This window comes from Leptolyngbya sp. FACHB-671 (genome assembly GCF_014695745.1).
Taxonomy (GTDB): Bacteria; Cyanobacteriota; Cyanobacteriia; order Elainellales; family Elainellaceae; genus JAAUTN01.
The window spans coordinates 170,957-188,716 of the sequence record NZ_JACJOV010000164.1 but is presented as its reverse complement, the minus strand read 5'-3'; the positions used below and the strand labels follow the sequence as shown (position 1 = coordinate 188,716).

Here is a 17,760-nt window from a genome sequence, read left to right as displayed (position 1 = left end):
TTGATTCAATTACTGATTTAATTACTTAGCCGATAGAGGAGATTTCTCACCCATTCCCCGTTCTCGCTGTCCTGCTGCTTCAAATACACCCAGTTCCCAACTACCTAATCGCTCATTAGTGTCCGGCTCTTGGGGGGTGAGTAGCTGGGCTTCAACCAGTTCACAAAGTAGGTGAATGACTAAAAGCTGCACTTCTTGAATGCGCTGAGTTTCATTTGCAGGAACAACAATTGCAATATCGGCTTGCGATCGCAGCTCTCCACCTTCTCCACCCAGTAAGGCGATTGTAGTAAGATTATGCCGCTGAGCTGCTTTAAATGCTGCTATCACATTTTTAGAGCGACCGCTGGTACTAATTCCAACTAATACATCATTGGGCTGGGCGAAGGTTTCAACCTGTCGGGCAAAGATGTCTTCGTAATTCACATCATTTGACCAGGCGGTGATAAAGGCGCTGTCCGCACTGAGAGCCATTGCGGGTAATCCTGCCCGATGGGGACAACAGAACCGACCGACTAGCTCAGCCGCAAAGTGTTGAGCATCGGCTGCACTGCCACCATTGCCGCAAATCAACAGTTTGCCACCTCGTGAAAAACAGGTACTCATGGCTTGGGAGGCAGCTTGAATAGAAGGACGCAATAACCGCTGCGATCGCTCTACTGCCACCATCGCAGACTCAAAGGCGCGATCCAAAATGGCAAACTGATTCACTTCTGTGGTGGTGCTGCCTCTGCCAACCAAGACTTCTTCATACAGAGCCGCGACAGCACTGGTGACTTTTTGCCAGGTAAAATGCTCTTGCGCTCGACGGGTTGCCTGTCTTCCAAACAAACTCCGTAACTGAGAGTTTTCTAACAAGCGAGCAAGGTGAGTGGCGATCGCCTCTGGATCTTTAGGCGGAACGAGATAACCTGTTTCACCATCTTTAACGGTGAACTTAATGCCACCTACGTTTGAGCCGATTACAGGGGTTCCACAAGCCATTGCTTCGATGGGGGTAATGCCGAATGGCTCGTACCAGGGTGTAGTGACAAATACATCGGCCGCACTGTAATAATATTTCAACACATCTCGACCCCGCCGTCCGACAAAGGTGAGTTGAGATCCAATATCGAGTTCATGGGCGATCGCCTGAAGCCGTCCGATTTCGGGCGTGATCTGAGGATCGGGAGTTTCGGCTTCTCCACCCACAATCAGCAATCTTGCTTTCAGGTGACGCTGTTTCAACAACTGAGCAAATCCCCGAATGACCGTGTCTACACCTTTGCGGGGCACCATTCGCCCGAGTTGTAAGATCAGCGGTTCATCTGGAGGTAAACCCAAGGTGAGACGGGCACGAACTTTGTTAATTGCCCAAAATTCAGTAGTGTCAAACCCGCAGGGAATAACGCTAATCCGCGATGGGTCGGCATGATAAAGCTGTAGTAAATCCTCTCGATCTTGAGGGCACTCAGCAATGATATGATCAGCTTCCCTCACGACTCGATCTTCAATCGTGAATCGCTCATCAGGAAACTGATCGTCCTTGCCCTGATAAAGCCGACGAACTCTACCAAGGGCATGAAACGTGACAATAAACGGAATTCCCAAGGCTCGCTTGATGTCGGCAGCAACCAATGCCGACATCCAGAAGTTTGCGTGAATTAAATCATAACTCAGACGATGATGAGTACACCAATTCAGCATAAAGTGAGTAAACTCACTCATGTGTGGCAACAGATCTTCCTTGGGTAAGCAGGTTGGCGAACCTGCCGGAACGTGAATGACTCGCACCCCGTTGAGCCATTCCACGACTTCGGGAAGCTGTTCGTTGTCTCGCCGAGTAAACACATCTACGTCGTAGCCGATCGCCGCCAAGTTTTTAGCTAGCTGTCCCACATATACGTTTTGTCCGCCGCTATCAACTCCGCCAAAGATACCCAGCGGCGTAGCATGTTCACTAATCAAGGCAATTCGCTTAGTCATCATGAGTTTAAAGGGGGTTTTGTTTAAACAGTGATAGATTGACTGATAGATTGTCGGGTAGAAGTTGCCCCATGAACGGTAGAAGACTGATCAACCGCACGTTCAAAAACCTCACACCAGTCCTGAATAAAGCGGTTGATATTGAATCGGGCGATCGCCACTTCTCGCGCCCCTTCCCCTAAACGACGGGCTTTTGTTGGATCATGCAGCAGTTCTTTCATGCGGTTCACTAACTGCTCAAGATTGGTATCCACATAGCCAGAAACATCGTTTTCAACTACAGTAGCGAGTTCAGTGGTTGCTAATCCCACGATCGGCAAACCCACCATCATCGCTTCACAGACCGCTAATCCCAAACTGGTGTAGCGCACTGGATGGAAGAAAAACCGATAGCGTGACTGAAATGCTGGAAGCTGCGCGTGGGGTATTTCTCCTAGCCCATCTAATGATTGAGCGTCCATTCCCACCAAGTCCAGAGGAATGCGATCGCGCACTTGCTCAAAAATATCTAACCCTAACCGTCGTCCGCGAGTTCGCAGTCCGTTTGCGACGACTAAACCCTTTGCTAGTTCTCCAGTGTGGCGATCGCCTTCGGGCACCATCACACCATGCTCTACCACACAAGTAGGACTGTTGCCGTTGTCCCACATCAAGTTATTAAAGTGAGTTACATGAACAACTAACGCATTTGGGTCGTCAACCACATGGCGAGTATCGGTCGGATGTTCTCTCGGTGGATCGTGCTCTAAATACACACGAGGCAATCGACGCTGTGCCTCCGACAAGATTTCATGCTGATCCTGTAAATAGTTGCGGCGAGACTGAAATAAGATACAGTCAAATTCCTGATTTCTTACTTCTTCTGCCGGAATGTCGTGAACATTATCCGTCCAGGAAAAGTTCTGCAAACGTCCACCGTAGCCTTCGGGTTTGCCAGGTTTAATCGGTAAGTAAAACTGGTGAGGCACCTGAGTTAGGTAATACAGGTAACTACCGTGAACGTGCCAGGTCAAAATCCGTAATGGCTGCATTGGCTCTCCTACGGTGATTGCAAAGTGGAAGGAATGGAATGAACAAGAGTGGGGTAAGCAGTACTCACCTTGTAAGGCTCTGAATTTCTCTCATGGGTTAATTCCTCAAGCTCAAATCCGGCTGCTTTGAGTAAAAACAAGTGACGTTCTTGCGGATGAATATTGCTGCTGGGCGGCTTGACATAATGAGATAGAATACTTCCACCAAACTCTTGAGACTGGCCTATTCGAATGGTGACTCCCGCCAGGTAGCAGATGTAGGCTAGCGCGTAAGGCGATCGCCCTTCACCCGTAAAAATAATGGCAGCATCGAACTGCTGCGCTCTAATCACCCTGATCAAATTCACTACATCACTGAATCCATTTGAATTTTGTTTTGCAAAGGTGATACTCACTTCTCCAAAGGCAGAAGCCTCTGATTCTAAGGTTTTCCAGCCGTCGGTAGAATGCATTAAAGTTTGATTAGTCCAGGGGGACAGTGAAAGCAGTTGATCGTCGGAATAAGCTGTCAAGAGTGTGATATGAGCCTGTGGTAGTGCCGAGCGCAAGGCTTGCAGTGCCAACTGTAGCTGCATCACTGTATTTAAGTCATCTAAACAAATCACTACGAGACGATGCACCGTTTGCCAGAAGTCAGGGAGCATAGGCTAGCTCTTTGAGTAAGTCATTTGCGTGGGAGAGGATAGTAGAAGGATGAAGGATAAGGGATGAAGGATAAGAAGAGAAGTCAGGATTGGCGTATCGGGGGCTGATAACGATGCGGTGAAGGTGACGATTTAGAGGTGCCCAGCGGTTGGGGTCAGAGGCGGAGAAGATGACTACACTTTTGACCTGGAGGGCAGCGGCAAGGTGAGAAATACCAGTGTCGTTGCAAATCAAGAGTTGAGCCTGTTTGAGCAGAGCGGCGATCGCCCCTAAACTGGTTTTGCCAGCCAAATCAACACACGGTGAGTTCATTGCAGTGGCGACAGCTTGAGTCAATTCCACTTCTGCGGCTGTCCCAGTGAGGACAATTTGAAAGCCTTGAGCCGCCAGAGCATCGGCAACAGTGGCAAACTGAGCGGGTTCCCAGCGGCGACTGCTGATGCTAGCGCCAGGATGAATGCAAATGTAACTTCCAGGCTGCAAATCGTGAGTAGTGGCGATCGCCCAAAAGTCCTGCCAGTCTGACTCCCAAATCGGAAACTCCAACTCCTCTCCCTGCGCTGGAATCCCCAACGCTGTGATTAACTGTAAGTTTCTCCTGATTTCTGGTTCACCTTCTGGATAAGGGAGAAAATACTCAGGATCAGGACGATACTGTCCAGGGATAAAAAAACCTGCACTTACCTGTGCGCCTAACAAGACGGTAAAAGGATTCGTATAAATGCCGCTACCGTGCATTTGCAGTGCTAAATCAAAACGTGTCTGTTGAACCTCAGTAAGAAACGAAGTGAGACGTTGGGGCGATAGTGTTACTTCTGGAATGCCAGGATAGCCCGGAAACTCCAGCCACTCATCCAGATAATGACTGAACCGCTGCACAAAACTTTGTGCCAAAGGCAACCCAACGAGTGTAATGTGTGCCTGTGGCAATGCCGCTCGCAATGCCCGGAATGCTGGAATAGCACACAGCAGGTCGCCCAATCCAGGTAGCGATCGCACCACTACAATCCGCTGAGGCTGTAAATTACAAATTTTTAATTCTGAATGGTTCATCACTTCGCTTTTGCAACCCATTCCTCAGTCACTTTGAGATATGTACTAGAAAGAATGGTACGAAGCGACTTCTAGAAATTCATCGGTCACTTGACCAAGGAAACATCAGACGTAATTCTAATCAGTTGTGCAATTGCACAATTACACTTGCTTGAGCAAAGAACATACAGAAACTATAGTTAAGACCTCTTCCTTTGTATAGAGATTTATTTGGTTAACTGACAAAACTTTCACATCTAGCCTTCCTAAATCAGCCTTCACAACGCTGTAGGAACGGGTCTGCTCACAGAACCTCGATTTCATAAAGGTTCAACAGTGGGATCTCTCCCACGAGATTTATGTTTAATTAAACAGGTTGAACATTACTTGGCTGGATTCATGACTGAAGCAGCATAACGAGAACTGGAGATAGACTGATCTCTGTTTGATAGAGAAGCAGCTACTCTTGATATAGAAATATAGGCGTTGCACATTTGACGAACGACTTTTGTCGGGGCACGGCATTGCCGTGCCCCGACAGGGGCGATCCGAATGTTATAAATTTCCGAATCATTCTCAATTTGTGCAATGCCGAAATATATATTGCAGTAAACCTGGGTCAAGCTGCTTGGCGCGATTCCAAGTAAGCATTATTTGCCCAGGCTTTTGGCATCACTCTACTTCCTTAACCCAGTAGCCTAATTTCTATTTGCGTTATCCAATAAGTATTGGTCGATTGCACGGATAAAGTGCTCATCCTCCATGGTCTCAGGAGATAGACGATTCTGCGCGATCGCTGCATTGACCAGGTCTTGAGCGGTTACATTACCAAACCTGTAAGCATGAATTAGACTACCGTGACTAGGGATTCCCTCTTCCTCAAAATAACCGTTACGAGCGAGATTAAAAATGTCATTTGGAGTCGTTTCGTTGGCGAATGCAGCTGTTGAGAAACTTGCTGTCAACAAAATTGCCGATGCCGTAGCAGCTAATACTCGTTTCATAATGAACTCTCCTTCATCTTTGAGAAATTTGATCGATCAGCGAACCTGTAGATAAACAATCAGCGGTATAAAATTCCAGTTGACTTGAACTTAGACCGCTTAGCTAATTAAGTTCAGTTGAGTGCAATTGAATGCTTCTGCCCGCCTCATCTAAATTGAGTAATTGAGAAAGGTATCTCAAATCCTGCACTAACCGTTGATATAACTCAATGAGCTCCTGATGAGACAAATTTGCCTCAATAGGATAAGCAGGAGTATGTGGCAAATCTGAACAGAGTGAAAGTTTTGTGGTGAGCTGCTCTACTGAACGACGCTCAGCGGCTACATAATCAGCTTCATCAAGCCGTAAGCGAAACGCTGCAAAGAAGGTTTTCAGGGTTCGCTTGTCTACCTTAACTTCACAACTGAGAATGCGGCTGACGGTGCGTTCATTAAGGAGCGATCGCTCACTGAGCCTTTCGTAAGTGTAGCGATTGCCTAACTCATCATGGAGAACATTAGCCTGAGCCAATTTCTGCCATCCCTGCTCAGATAGCACCACGCCTCTATTACGGTTGCGTTTGTGAGAGGCAATAGGGTGCAATTGAGCACAATTAGAAGATGAAACCTGGTACATAATTCTGCTCTCTGTCTTTCAGAGGTTTCGGATTTAGAAAATAGACGATGTGAAACCTAACTGGTTCTTATGAGTGAATGTCAATCGTGCTAGGGGTTTCTTTGCCAACAGTGATAGATGATATAAAACATTGAGAATTTTGCAAGTAGATGTTAAATGTTTTGTGTATCGCAAATGACAGCCTCTTTCAGCGCTATCTCCCTCATCCATAATGGCGGGTCAACCGAGTTGCAGTAGCCAGTGGATAAAATGTCATTGATGCACTATGCCAAAGCAATTTTTACTCCACTGTGTAATTCATCACTGTGTAATTCATACTTCGGTATCAACTCTGGTGAGGAATACCTTTAATTTAGGGGATTAACTCAAATCTGTCGCCAGTTCAAAGTCTATGATTAAGACAACAAAACGATCAGTCATTAGGTAATCTGAAGTATTAGAGTTACATCAAACTTAAGTTCAGGTTCATATTCAAACTTAAGTTCATATTGGTGAAAACTTCTGTATTTGAAATCACCCTGTGATCTGAATAGCACTAGGCAGGACCTAATGCACTGATGTTCTCAATAGCTATTTGTGATACAACTCAGTGGTGTGTTACCTTAATCAGGTTTGAGATGTTTTGATCAATTCCAGTGTAATGTTCCTTGCGATCGCCCACGCTTTGCCAAATTAGTGTAATAACTACTGCGTGAACTAGACACGCAGTTATCACAGTGGCGATCGGTTGGAGTTGAGCTAATTATCACACTTGGCTCACTCAAGGCGCAGAAATTGTAATTGTGAATCGGGACAGACAGCCATGAACCAATCAAACGTCATTTCAAGTGTGATTCGTATTCTGATTGTAGATGACCATCCCATCGTCCAGCAAGGATTAGCAGCCCTCATTAATGAAGAATCAGACATGGCTGTAATTGGTCATGCAAAGGATGGTATTGAGGCAGTCCAGTTGTTTCGTCAGGAACAGCCAGATGTGACTTTAATGGACTTACGAATGCCTCAGATGGGAGGGGTTGAAGCCATTACTGCAATTCGTGCTGAATTCAACACGGCTCGTATCATTGTGTTGACAACCTATGACGGAGACGAAGATATTTATCGAGGTTTACAGGCAGGCTCAAAGGGCTATCTGCTGAAAGACAGTAAGCCTAACGAACTGCGAACTGCGATTCGCACTGTGCATAGTGGGCAGCAGTATATTCCACCTCACGTTGGCGCTAAATTAGTGCAGCGCATGAACAATCCAGAGTTAACCGATCGCGAATTGGAAGTTCTTCGATTGGTGGCACAAGGTATGAGCAATCTAGAAATCAGTGCTGCTCTAAGTATTACTGAAAGCACCGTCAAATCAAACATTAATCGAATTTTAAGCAAATTAGGAGTTAAAGACCGTACCCAAGCAACCATTATTGCTTTGAGACGAGGAATTGCCAGTCTGTAAGAATATCATTCTGAACCTGCTTTCGATTCACGATTACTGGGACGAGCGATGCTTAGATCCGTTCCTTCAGAATCATCTGTACCCCTCTAGCTGGAGTAAACGTAACCCCTCGGCGCTGAGGATATTCAGGAGATTGATCTGTCAGTGCTAATCGATAATGAGAGATCAGGGTTGCGACGACTAATTTCATCTCAAATTGGGCTAATGCTTCCCCAATGCAACGGCGCGCACCACCCCCAAATGGCAAAAATTCGTAAGGAGAAAACTGCCGTTCTAAAAAGCGCTCTGGCTTAAACAACTTAGGATTTGGATAAAGATCTGGGCGCTGATGAGTTAGATAAATGCAACCGTACAGCCTCGTCCCAGGTTCTAGTTGATAACCCATCAGTTCTACAGGACCTTTGACCTCCCTAGGAAAGGTAAGCGTTGCAACGGGAAAAAGACGTAGAGACTCATTACAAACAGCAGTAAGATACGGCAACTGGGCAACAGCTATTGGATCTGGAGCTTTTCCTAGCTGATTTAGTTCTACAAGTAACTTTTCGCTAACTTCGGGGTAACGATGAATCCAGTACAGTGCCCAGGCGATCGCACTTGCAGTGGTTTCATAACCCGCTAACAGCAGTGTCAATAACTCATCATGCAATTGGGCATCACTCATGGGTTCACCCGCCTCATCACGGGCTGACATCAATAAACTCAGAATGTCCGAGCCCATCTGATGCTGGTTGCGACGATTGGAAATTTCAGCATAGATGAGTTCTCCAATCTGCCGTTTCAGATGCTTCAAATAGCCCCAAGGGCTTTGTATTCCCCAATCCTTTTGCAGGGACGGAAAAAACAGCAAACCGCCAATAAAAGGAGACTGTAGTGAATCTGTGAACTGAATAATGAGTGACTTTAAACGGTGAAGTCGTTCCTCTTGCTCAATTCCAAAAACGACCTTAAGAATCACGGCTAAAGAGATTTCTTGCGCTAACTGACGAGCAGAAAACTGAGTATCGATTGATAGCGAACTCATTGCTTTATCAGCCAATTCACAAATCAATTCTCCATAGGTTCGCATCCGTTCGCCATGAAATGGAGGCATCAACAACCGACGTTCCCGACGGTGGCGAGAACCTTCCAGGGCAAAAAGGGAGTGGTCTCCAAGCAGCGGTTGTAGTAGTTGATTCGGTGGAGTAACAAGCTGCTTTGTGTCATTGAAGAAAATTTGCTGGATCGCTTGGGGATTGCTGACAAACAACACAACTGGGTGATTGCCAATAACAGGAGCATTAAAAATTTCTCCGTAACGTTGTGCAGCAACTTCCATATAAGCGATCGAATCCCGTGTGTACTGGATTTTTTGCAGCCAGCGAGGGGCTTGTGGACCAGCAGGAAGGTTGTTTTTTGGAGTCATAACGTTAGGCTCTACTCTTGTGTAGTCCAAGTTTAGAGAATTGCTATTAGTATGAATGGTTGCCATCGCAACTGAGCGAAATTTGCAAACGCTAGAGAAAGGCTATTGACTCCATTCATCCCAGGCTGCCTTTGCCACTTTTGCAATGACCTCCTCACGGATTGTATCGCTTGCTCTAGAATCTGAAACGAAGACGGCGATCGCCAAATGTTGCCCATTTGGAAGCGTTACGAGCCCCACATCGTTAGTTGCAGCCGTCACTCCATCAACAGTAGCTGAAGTCCCTGTTTTATGCGCTACAACTGTTCCCTCAGGCAATAGTCCCTTAATACGGTTTGGACCTGTCGAGGTCTCTATCATCCATTGTTGCAATGAGTCCTGACTGGAGTCTGAAAGCCCTCGCCCTTCATGGAAAGCACGTAATAAATTAACGGCTGCATCCGGCGTTGCATAGTTACGATATTGCAATGTTGGATCTTGCTCGAACTGAATCTCGTTCTCTGTGTTCGCTACAACGATATCATTTACGCCAAGACGGCTTAAATACTCCATGACACGCTGTGGTCCACCGATGAGTCGTAATAGGACATCACAAGCCGTACTATCACTTTCAGAAACCATGTACTGTAACAATTCAGCTAAACGGAATTCCCTTCCTTGGGAATTCTCCTCTAGAATTTGACTATCTTGAACGATATCGCTTGCTTCAATCCGAATTTTTTGGTTCAGCTCCAGATTTCCTTGATCGACTTGAGCCAGAACTGCCATCGCGATCGGAAACTTGTAAACGCTCTGCATTGGAAATTGTTGACCTCCATTCAGAGATGCTGACTCTTCGGTTTCCAGTACGGTGGCTGTTGCCCCAACCCGCCCTTGAGCAACCTGAGAGATTTGTTCAATGCGATCGCGTAATTGGTTGTTGCGATCGGTGTTGGATGTTGTAATTTCGCTTGGCGTACGAGTTTGACTGCTTGAGGTCGCTTCCCTATTATTAGAGTTAATACTTGTACAACCGAAAGTGAGTAAAACAGTCAGCAAAAACAAGCAAAATGGGCGAAGCCAAGCTTTTTTAATCCCTTGAATCATAAACTTTAACCTGGAGTTGGGAGCAGCTAGGACTACACGCACTATTCCTAAAATTTCGGAAACGGTTCTCCTGAATTTTGTTATTAACCAATCTTTGTGATTGCATCAGGTGTTCGGGCTATTGCATAAATGCCATATCGACTCAAATTTTCTGTGTCGCCCCAAGCCTCAAAGACGGGAACAGGATTTCAGTATTCACGCTTATTAATCGCGCCAGCGATAATCTACAGGAATCCAGGTATAACCCTCGTCTTCTGCACAGATATGCCCTATTCCTGGAAACGGTAAATGTGCAGTTGCAACCAAGCGACGTGATGCTTCTAAACGGGCAAACTGTGTCGCTCGTTGTTCCGCTGCGGCATTGGCATCGACATCGTAAACAACAGTAATTTCAGGATTTGCAAATTGAAGCGAAGCAAAGTGAACAATATCACCGTAAAACTCGATACTCTTGCCCCCACTTTCAACGGCATAAAAGCTGTGTCCCGGTGTGTGCCCCGGTGTAGGAAGTGCGGTGATGCCTGGTAAGATGGCTGTCTCACCAGAAAACGTTTCAAGCTTACCTGCATTGAGATAGGGTGTAATCGTCTGAACTGCTTCACCGAAATATCTGCGATCGAGATGCGATCGCTCTACATTCGTGGGATCAAGCCATAAATCAACATCAGGCTTGCAAACATAAACAGTGGCAACCGGAAACATGAGTTGCCCGTACTCATTTAACGTCTCAAAAGGCTGCAAACCGCTTCAACATGAGTTGAGCAAAGCAAAATTTAACTTTTTTACTGACTTCCTAATTACCGCTCCCAGCGAAATTTGCGTTCGGACTCTTGAATAGGTACGTCGTTAATGCTGGCAAATCGTCGCATCATTAAACCGTTTTCGGCAAACTCCCAGTTTTCATTGCCGTAAGCGCGGTACCAAAAGCCAGAATCATCATGCCACTCATATTCAAAGCGCACAGCGATGCGATTATCCATGAAGCACCAAAGTTCTTTTTTCAAGCGGTAGTCTAGCTCTTTTGCCCATTTGCGCTTGAGAAATTCTTTGATCGCGGTTCGTCCATGCAAAAACTCTGCTCGATTTCGCCACTCGGAATCTTCGGTATATGCTAGGGCAACTCGCTCTGGATTACGCGTATTCCAAGCATCTTCAGCCGCTTGAACTTTGGCTTTTGCGGTTTCTAGCGTAAAGGGGGGAAGGGGTAGCTTGATTTCCATAGCGTTAGGTTCCTGCGTAGAAAGTGAATTATTTTGATTCAGAGTGAGCGAGGGCTGAGGGATTGCCATGAACTGGTTTGAGCTAAGAAAGGTGAGAACTTTGGCTCTGACCAGAGTAAGGGAAGGCTACCCTCCACTCGATAACCCTTCTCAAGCTGGAAGCGCAGCAGTCGCTCTGCTCCAGGGTAAGCCCTGATTTCAGCTCCCTCCCAAATCACTTGGGCACTGCCAGTGAGATAAAGTAAGTTTCCTCGCTCAAAGTCGATGAACAACAGTCCTGCACGAGGATTCAACTCTAGGTTGCCAAAGGTGTTGAATTGGTGATTGCCAGAAAAGTCGGGAATGGTGAGTGTTTTATCATCGTCGATTCGCACAAAACCTGGTTTGCCGCCTCGATGGGAAACATCTACTCCTGATGCTGACCCGGCTGAGTCAGACTGATAGGCAGTTGCGATAAAAAATGTATCTGCGATCGCTATCATGGACCGCTCCGCTTCTCCCAAGGTTTCAACTGAGTAAACGGGTTTAGGCATCACATCATGGTCCTCTAGCTCAAACATCCGTGCCTGAATGTATTGAGGGCAGTTGCCGAAACTTTGACCTACCTGCACATCAAAGCCCTCAGAACGAACTGCGGTGACGGTACCATTCATCCGATTGCGGCGACGAGTATGCAACTCAATCCCGAGTAAACCAATGTCAATGCCACTCGCAAGTGTAGTTGTTAGGGGATCGCCAAAGAGCGGTGCAGCAGCGACTTGTAAAGTGCGATCACTCGGTGAGGAGATGAATCCCGGTTGCCCAACCAAAATAGAAGCCCAAGGATTACCTGCTGTATCTACTGTTCCGACAATTAGATAGGGAAGTTGGGCAAAGAACTGGCGATGCTGTTCAGGAAGATAATTGCGAATGCCTCGTCGCCCTTGCTTATCAATTCGCTCCTGCACGCCCAGACGGGTCTGGATGGCTAGTTCACCGGCATGAAAAGGGGATTCAGAGTGTGACCAACCTGATGCAACCATAATCTTCCTCCTTATACTCCTGCCATTGGAATGTAGTGAGGCAAGTGTTTAACGCGATCGATCCATGCCAACACATTAGGATAAGGTGAGAGGTCAATTTTGCCATCGCGAACCAGAGCAACGTAGGGGAAAACCGCAATATCAGCAATGGTAGGACGCTCAAATTCTAACCAGGTTCGATCGCTTAAATGTTTATCGAGTTGCGCTAAGATGTACTCTGCCTTTTGAGTAGCTCGCTCAATGTTAATATTCGTTATCCTAAATAAATGATAGAGCCGTGCATTCTCAGGACCTTGGCGCACTTCGCCCGCAGTCGTTGAAAGCCAACGAACCACTTGCGCCAGGGGTAATGCATCCAATGGGAGCCATTCTTCTCCACCATATTGCCGTGCCAAATACACCAAAATTGCTTGTGCATCTGCAAGCTTGGTCTCGCCATCAATCAGCATAGGTACCTGTCCAAAGGGGTTAAGGGCAAGGTACTCGGGTGACTTATGTTCTGCTTTCATCAAATCGACTTTAATCCACTCAAAGTCTAGATTTAGCAGAGACAAAAACAATTGGACTTTGTAGCTATTGCCAGATAGTTCGTGACCATAGAGCTTAATCATTTTGATTTTCCTTTGATTTTATGTACCGAACGTTCGGTACGTTGTTACTGTACCGAACGTTCGGTAGAATTGTCAACAAGGTTAAAAATCTCTTCTTCCGTAGTTTCAAAACCTATAGTTTCAAAACCTATGTCTAAATCAGCCACATCTAAACAAAATCATGTGTTAGAGCTGCTTGACCTGTTTCGGCAGTTTGGCTACGACGGGGCAACACTTTCAAAAATTTCTCAATCTACAGGTCTAGGGAAGGCGAGTCTTTACCACCACTTTCCGGGCGGCAAAGATGAAATGGTAGAAACAGTGTTGACGACACTAGAACAAGGGCTACAGCAACTTACTTTAGAAGCGCTGCAAACTGAAGGAGATGCGCTGACGCGACTGCAAAAGATGTGCGATCGCCTCAACAAAGCCTATGACAGTGGACAAAAGCCCTGTTTGCTGGCAGCTTTGATGTTGGGATCAGCCAAAGATATGTTTCAGGGCAGAGTCAGCAAGCTTCTGCAGGTGTGGATAGAGGCGATCGCTGCTGTTCTAATTGATGCTGGAATGGACGAGACATTGGCTCGGCAACGAGGAGAAGATGGGGTCATCCTGGTTCAAGGAGCACTTATCTTAGCGCAGGGGCTAGACGACCCGGCTCCATTCCGACGGATTATCCAACAGCTACCTGAAACGCTTTGCCGACCCGCGTAAACCTGAAGTTTCTAAATATGGGTAAGATCAAAAGGGTGAGTGAGGCGATCGCTCTGCCCTAGTGATAGGTTAGTGAGGATAGGTGGAACTGAAGCAGGGGACCTACAGTCAACCACATGAAACGGGATAGCCCGACAGCGCGCCCTCTGCTTTGCATCTTATGGATACCTATGCTTGTACAGGTGCTTGTACAGGCTCACTCTTGGGCTATTTAGGATAATCGTTTGTTTCGAATCGAAAACTCATTGTTGCGAATCATAACGTTAATTATATTTCTCTTCGATTTATTGCTTATTGATTATCCCAATAATTGTCTGTGTGTTATCCCAATAATTGTCCATGTGTTATTTGTTTGCAATACCCGCAGTACATCAGAAAAACACCCACACATTTTGATAGGAAATTAGTATGAGCAGCGGAAGCGGATGCCCATTTACGGGCGGCGGTCAGAAATCTCAGCCTCGTCATATGCCGTCAAACCGGGACTGGTGGCCGCATTATTTGAATCTGAGTATCCTCCACCAGCACACCCCCCAAGCAAATCCTATGGGTGAGGAATTCAACTATGCTGAGGAGTTCAAGAGTCTTGACTTAGCTGCCCTGAGGGCAGATATCTATGAGCTGATGACCACCTCCCAGGACTGGTGGCCAGCCGACTACGGCCATTACGGACCGCTCTTCATCCGGATGGCTTGGCACAGCGCCGGTACGTATCGTACTGGCGACGGTCGCGGCGGCGCGGGCTCGGGTAGCCAGCGGTTTGAGCCCCTCAACAGTTGGCCTGACAATGCCAACCTCGACAAGGCGCGCATGTTGCTTTGGCCAGTCAAGCAGAAATACGGCAAGAAGATCTCGTGGGCCGACCTCATGATCTTCGCGGGCAACTGCGCCCTGGAATCGATGGGTTTCAAGACGTTAGGCTTTGCTGGCGGGCGCGTAGACGTCTGGCAGCCAGAGGAAGACATCTACTGGGGTTCTGAAAAAGCCTGGCTCGGCAATGAGCGTTATGAAGGCGATCGCGTGCTGCTGAATCCTCTCGCCGCCGTTCAGATGGGATTGATCTATGTGAACCCAGAAGGGCCAGACGGCGAGCCTGATCCGATCGGATCAGGGCGTGATATTCGCGAGACCTTTAGTCGGATGGCGATGAACGACGAGGAGACAGTCGCGCTCACCGCTGGTGGACACACTTTCGGCAAGTGTCACGGTGCAGGCGAAGCCACGCACGTAGGTCCTGATCCTGGGGGTGCCACCGTCATCGATCAGGGACTCGGCTGGAAGAACGCCTTTAACACAGGTGTTGGTGTCGATGCGATCACCAGCGGGATCGAAGGCGCATGGACTCCCACGCCGACGCAGTGGGACAACAGCTATCTCGAAACCCTGTTCAAATATGACTGGGAACTGACAAAGAGCCCCGCTGGTGCGTGGCAATGGAAGCCCAAGGGCGACGAGGGTGCAGGTACGGTGCCCGACGCACACGATCCGTCGAAACGGCACGCCCCCATGATGACCACGGCAGACATGTCCATGAAGATGGACCCGATCTACAACCAGATTGCGCAGCGGTATCGCGACAACCCAGATGAGTTTGCAGAACAGTTTGCTAAGGCGTGGTTTAAGCTGACTCACCGCGACATGGGACCGCGATCGCGCTATCTCGGACCAGAGGTTCCTCAGGAAGAGTTCTTGTGGCAAGATCCCATTCCCGCAGTCGATCATGACTTAATTGATGAGCAGGACATCGCCGCTCTCAAAGCCAAGATTCTTGCTTCGGGACTGTCTGTCTCTCAACTGGTTTCAACCGCTTGGGCGTCGGCCTCAACGTTCCGCTGCTCCGACATGCGCGGTGGCGCGAATGGGGCACATATTCGCCTCGCACCGCAAAAGGATTGGGAAGTCAACCAGCCAGACCAGTTAGCAACGGTGCTGCAAGCCCTGGAAGGAATCCAACAGGAGTTCAACAGCTCGCAGTCTGGCGGGAAGCGGGTTTCGATCGCTGACCTGATCGTTCTGGGCGGCTGCGCAGGCATTGAGCAAGCAGCAAAGAACGCTGGTCACGACGTGACAGTTCCCTTTAAGCCGGGACGCACGGATGCGCTGCAAGAGAAAACGGATGTTGAGTCCTTCGGGGTGCTTGAGCCAACTGCGGACGGGTTCCGCAACTACACGAGCGGCAAACACAGCGAATCGCTCGAAGAGCTGTTGGTCGATCGGGCGCAGTTGCTGAGTTTAACAGCCCCTCAGATGACGGCTCTCCTGGGCGGCTTGCGCGTCCTGGGCGCAAACTTTGGCGGGTACAAGCACGGCGTCTTCACCCACCGACCAGAGACGCTGACCAATGACTTCTTCGTCAATCTGCTCGACCTGGGCACCACGTGGAAGGCGACCTCTGAAGCTGAATATGAGTTTGAGGGGAGCGATCGCAAAACCGGCGAACAAAAGTGGACCGCTACCCGTGTTGACCTCATCTTCGGCTCAAACTCCCAGCTCCGAGCCCTTGCAGAAGTCTATGGAGCGGTGGACTCGCAGCAGAAGTTTGTGAAAGACTTTGTGGCGGCATGGGACAAGGTGATGAACCTTGACCGTTATGATCTTCGCGCAGTCCAAGCGACAAGCTCTGCGAGAGGTTTCTAAGCGTAACGTCAGCCAGTCATCAGTGATTATAGGTTGAGGCTACGCTAACCTGCGACCATCCTGAACGCGGGTAGAAGCGAAAGACAACAATGAGAGCGGCGTTTCAACTTGTCTTGAAATGCCGCTCTCTGCTTTAAACCCTGCGTCAAAGTATTTATAGTCCCAACGAACGGACGCTGGTTATATCGCAAAAACTTCTAGAGATAAGCGATCGCTGCCGATCTCATCTTCTCAAACACTGACTCCAAAGAGCGTTTCGATAGACTTTACTACAGATCCACCCTCCCCTTGAGTGCAAAGCAGGAGTTTCTGCTCAAGCCGTTCGCAGCCGTTCAATGTCCCGCATTGGTGGCGCACCAAACATCCGGGAATATTCACGACTAAATTGCGAAGTACTCTCATATCCAACTCGATAAGCAGCCTGAGTTGCATCGATCGCCTCACCAAGCATCATCTGACGCGCTGTTAACAGTCTCAGATGTTTTTGATATTGCAGAGGACTCATTGAGGTGACTGTCTTGAAGTGGCGATGGAACGAGGCAGCAGACATGTTCGCCTGTTCAGCTAACTCCTCAACTCGCAGCGGTTTGGTAAACTCTGCTTTGATTTGTCTGATCACTTCCGCAATGCGTTGCATATTACTGCCAGAGGTGGCAATTTGACGAACCGCTTCACCTTGTTTATCGGTGAGTAGACGGTAATAGATTTCGCGGACAATCATCGGAGCGAGAAACGGAATATCCTGCGGTGTATCTAACAACGTTGCTAACCGAATGGCACAATCAATCAAGGACGGGCCGGCATCACTAACGCACCATCCTCTCACAGAGTTTTCTTGCTTATCGATATCTGGATTCGTTTGAGCAATAATCTCACAGAGTTGGACGGGGTCTAGCTTTAGCTTCAAGCCGAGATAAGGTTGATCGGGTGTCGCTTCTATCATGCAGACGCTCAGCGGCAAGTCCACCGACATCACCAAATATTGAGCAACACCATACTGAAAGACTTCGTCATTGAGCGATAACTTTTTTTCACCCTGCACCACGATAGCAAACAGTGGTTCACTAACATCCTGTATAGTTTTGGAATTATCACAACGCACAAACACTAAAGGATCGATCGCGGTTGGATAATAGCCGCTTCTCTCACTGCTCGTGTGCCGATCAACTAATGCCGCCAATTCTGCACATTTGGCGATCGCCAAGCGCTGCTGCGCTAGCAAAGCCTCCCTACTAGGAGAAGCGCCGATCGCAGCTTCATGGTTTAGTGTCTTGACCGTCATGCTGATTTCCTGACTGATGGAACACTTTTCATGGGTTCATTATAGAGAATGTTTTCTCTAACTAACGCCC

At 47.9% G+C, this 17,760-nt stretch carries 16 protein-coding genes; 3 read left to right on the top strand and 13 right to left on the bottom strand.

Features of this window, described 5'->3' with window-relative positions:
- Positions 1-21: 21 nt before the first annotated feature.
- The 6 genes from H6F93_RS31605 to H6F93_RS31580 all read right to left on the bottom strand — a co-directional run bounded on the left by H6F93_RS31605 (position 22) and on the right by H6F93_RS31580 (position 6,293).
- Complete coding sequence (locus H6F93_RS31605; protein WP_199314239.1) at positions 22-1,968, bottom strand: glycosyltransferase; 1,947 nt, start codon at positions 1,966-1,968, stop codon at positions 22-24.
- A 20-nt stretch (positions 1,969-1,988) separates the two neighbouring features.
- On the bottom strand, positions 1,989-2,996 hold the full coding sequence (locus H6F93_RS31600) for a glycosyltransferase family 4 protein (protein WP_190689811.1): 1,008 nt from the start codon (positions 2,994-2,996) through the stop codon (positions 1,989-1,991).
- 8 nt (positions 2,997-3,004) lie between these two features.
- Positions 3,005-3,640 carry a glycosyltransferase family 9 protein gene (locus tag H6F93_RS31595; RefSeq protein WP_190689809.1) on the bottom strand — a complete coding sequence of 212 codons (636 nt, stop codon included), beginning with the start codon at positions 3,638-3,640 and terminating at the stop codon, positions 3,005-3,007.
- On the bottom strand, positions 3,630-4,694 hold the full coding sequence (locus H6F93_RS31590; RefSeq protein WP_190689806.1) for a glycosyltransferase family 9 protein: 1,065 nt from the start codon (positions 4,692-4,694) through the stop codon (positions 3,630-3,632). Before H6F93_RS31590 ends, H6F93_RS31595 begins: the two co-directional genes overlap by 11 nt.
- Before the next feature lie 677 nt (positions 4,695-5,371).
- Complete coding sequence (locus H6F93_RS31585; protein WP_190642333.1) at positions 5,372-5,677, bottom strand: hypothetical protein; 306 nt, start codon at positions 5,675-5,677, stop codon at positions 5,372-5,374.
- Positions 5,678-5,780: 103 nt separating this feature from the next.
- Positions 5,781-6,293, bottom strand: coding sequence for a hypothetical protein (locus tag H6F93_RS31580; RefSeq protein WP_190689804.1), 513 nt, complete (start codon positions 6,291-6,293; stop codon positions 5,781-5,783).
- Positions 6,294-7,095: 802 nt separating this feature from the next.
- On the opposite strand from H6F93_RS31580, the gene H6F93_RS31575 reads away from it, so the two are divergent.
- Entirely contained in the window at positions 7,096-7,737 is a 642-nt protein-coding gene (locus tag H6F93_RS31575) for a response regulator (protein ID WP_190642335.1), read from the top strand.
- A gap of 52 nt (positions 7,738-7,789) precedes the next feature.
- Here H6F93_RS31575 and H6F93_RS31570 read toward each other — a convergent pair whose 3' ends face one another.
- From H6F93_RS31570 to H6F93_RS31545, 6 genes are all read right to left on the bottom strand, one after another.
- A complete protein-coding gene (locus H6F93_RS31570) occupies positions 7,790-9,139 on the bottom strand; it encodes a cytochrome P450 (RefSeq protein WP_190689802.1) in 1,350 nt (449 codons plus the stop codon).
- A gap of 102 nt (positions 9,140-9,241) precedes the next feature.
- On the bottom strand, positions 9,242-10,225 hold the full coding sequence (bla, locus tag H6F93_RS31565; RefSeq protein WP_190689800.1) for a class A beta-lactamase: 984 nt from the start codon (positions 10,223-10,225) through the stop codon (positions 9,242-9,244).
- A 204-nt stretch (positions 10,226-10,429) separates the two neighbouring features.
- Positions 10,430-10,927 (bottom strand): MBL fold metallo-hydrolase, encoded by a 498-nt coding sequence (locus tag H6F93_RS31560; RefSeq protein ID WP_190689894.1) that lies wholly within the window; start codon positions 10,925-10,927, stop codon positions 10,430-10,432.
- A gap of 95 nt (positions 10,928-11,022) precedes the next feature.
- Positions 11,023-11,445, bottom strand: a complete 423-nt coding sequence (locus H6F93_RS31555; protein WP_190689798.1) for a nuclear transport factor 2 family protein — start codon at positions 11,443-11,445, stop codon at positions 11,023-11,025.
- A 38-nt stretch (positions 11,446-11,483) separates the two neighbouring features.
- Entirely contained in the window at positions 11,484-12,467 is a 984-nt protein-coding gene (locus tag H6F93_RS31550) for a pyridoxamine 5'-phosphate oxidase family protein (protein WP_190689796.1), read from the bottom strand.
- An 11-nt stretch (positions 12,468-12,478) separates the two neighbouring features.
- A complete protein-coding gene (locus H6F93_RS31545; RefSeq protein WP_190689794.1) occupies positions 12,479-13,078 on the bottom strand; it encodes a glutathione S-transferase family protein in 600 nt (199 codons plus the stop codon).
- Between the two features lie 129 nt (positions 13,079-13,207).
- Between H6F93_RS31545 and H6F93_RS31540 the strand changes: the two genes are divergently transcribed.
- Together H6F93_RS31540 and katG are read left to right on the top strand one after the other, a co-directional pair.
- Positions 13,208-13,771 carry a TetR/AcrR family transcriptional regulator gene (locus tag H6F93_RS31540; RefSeq protein ID WP_190689792.1) on the top strand — a complete coding sequence of 188 codons (564 nt, stop codon included), beginning with the start codon at positions 13,208-13,210 and terminating at the stop codon, positions 13,769-13,771.
- A 408-nt stretch (positions 13,772-14,179) separates the two neighbouring features.
- Positions 14,180-16,408, top strand: coding sequence for a catalase/peroxidase HPI (katG, locus tag H6F93_RS31535; RefSeq protein WP_190689790.1), 2,229 nt, complete (start codon positions 14,180-14,182; stop codon positions 16,406-16,408).
- 313 nt (positions 16,409-16,721) lie between these two features.
- On the opposite strand, the gene H6F93_RS31530 is transcribed toward katG, so the two are convergent.
- Complete coding sequence (locus H6F93_RS31530; protein ID WP_190642343.1) at positions 16,722-17,690, bottom strand: AraC family transcriptional regulator; 969 nt, start codon at positions 17,688-17,690, stop codon at positions 16,722-16,724.
- Between the last annotated feature and the right edge of the window lie 70 nt (positions 17,691-17,760).

What these genes read in the sequence shown, in the direction of transcription:
- H6F93_RS31605 (WP_199314239.1), bottom strand. Translation starts at nt 1,968, where the DNA reads ATGATGACTAAGCGAATTGCCTTGATTAGTGAACATGCTACGCCGCTG.
- H6F93_RS31600 (WP_190689811.1), bottom strand. Translation starts at nt 2,996, where the DNA reads ATGCAGCCATTACGGATTTTGACCTGGCACGTTCACGGTAGTTACCTG.
- H6F93_RS31595 (WP_190689809.1), bottom strand. Translation starts at nt 3,640, where the DNA reads ATGCTCCCTGACTTCTGGCAAACGGTGCATCGTCTCGTAGTGATTTGT.
- H6F93_RS31590 (WP_190689806.1), bottom strand. Translation starts at nt 4,694, where the DNA reads ATGAACCATTCAGAATTAAAAATTTGTAATTTACAGCCTCAGCGGATT.
- H6F93_RS31585 (WP_190642333.1), bottom strand. Translation starts at nt 5,677, where the DNA reads ATGAAACGAGTATTAGCTGCTACGGCATCGGCAATTTTGTTGACAGCA.
- H6F93_RS31580 (WP_190689804.1), bottom strand. Translation starts at nt 6,293, where the DNA reads ATGTACCAGGTTTCATCTTCTAATTGTGCTCAATTGCACCCTATTGCC.
- H6F93_RS31575 (WP_190642335.1), top strand. Translation starts at nt 7,096, where the DNA reads ATGAACCAATCAAACGTCATTTCAAGTGTGATTCGTATTCTGATTGTA.
- H6F93_RS31570 (WP_190689802.1), bottom strand. Translation starts at nt 9,139, where the DNA reads ATGACTCCAAAAAACAACCTTCCTGCTGGTCCACAAGCCCCTCGCTGG.
- bla (WP_190689800.1), bottom strand. Translation starts at nt 10,225, where the DNA reads ATGATTCAAGGGATTAAAAAAGCTTGGCTTCGCCCATTTTGCTTGTTT.
- H6F93_RS31560 (WP_190689894.1), bottom strand. Translation starts at nt 10,927, where the DNA reads ATGTTTCCGGTTGCCACTGTTTATGTTTGCAAGCCTGATGTTGATTTA.
- H6F93_RS31555 (WP_190689798.1), bottom strand. Translation starts at nt 11,445, where the DNA reads ATGGAAATCAAGCTACCCCTTCCCCCCTTTACGCTAGAAACCGCAAAA.
- H6F93_RS31550 (WP_190689796.1), bottom strand. Translation starts at nt 12,467, where the DNA reads ATGGTTGCATCAGGTTGGTCACACTCTGAATCCCCTTTTCATGCCGGT.
- H6F93_RS31545 (WP_190689794.1), bottom strand. Translation starts at nt 13,078, where the DNA reads ATGATTAAGCTCTATGGTCACGAACTATCTGGCAATAGCTACAAAGTC.
- H6F93_RS31540 (WP_190689792.1), top strand. Translation starts at nt 13,208, where the DNA reads ATGTCTAAATCAGCCACATCTAAACAAAATCATGTGTTAGAGCTGCTT.
- katG (WP_190689790.1), top strand. Translation starts at nt 14,180, where the DNA reads ATGAGCAGCGGAAGCGGATGCCCATTTACGGGCGGCGGTCAGAAATCT.
- H6F93_RS31530 (WP_190642343.1), bottom strand. Translation starts at nt 17,690, where the DNA reads ATGACGGTCAAGACACTAAACCATGAAGCTGCGATCGGCGCTTCTCCT.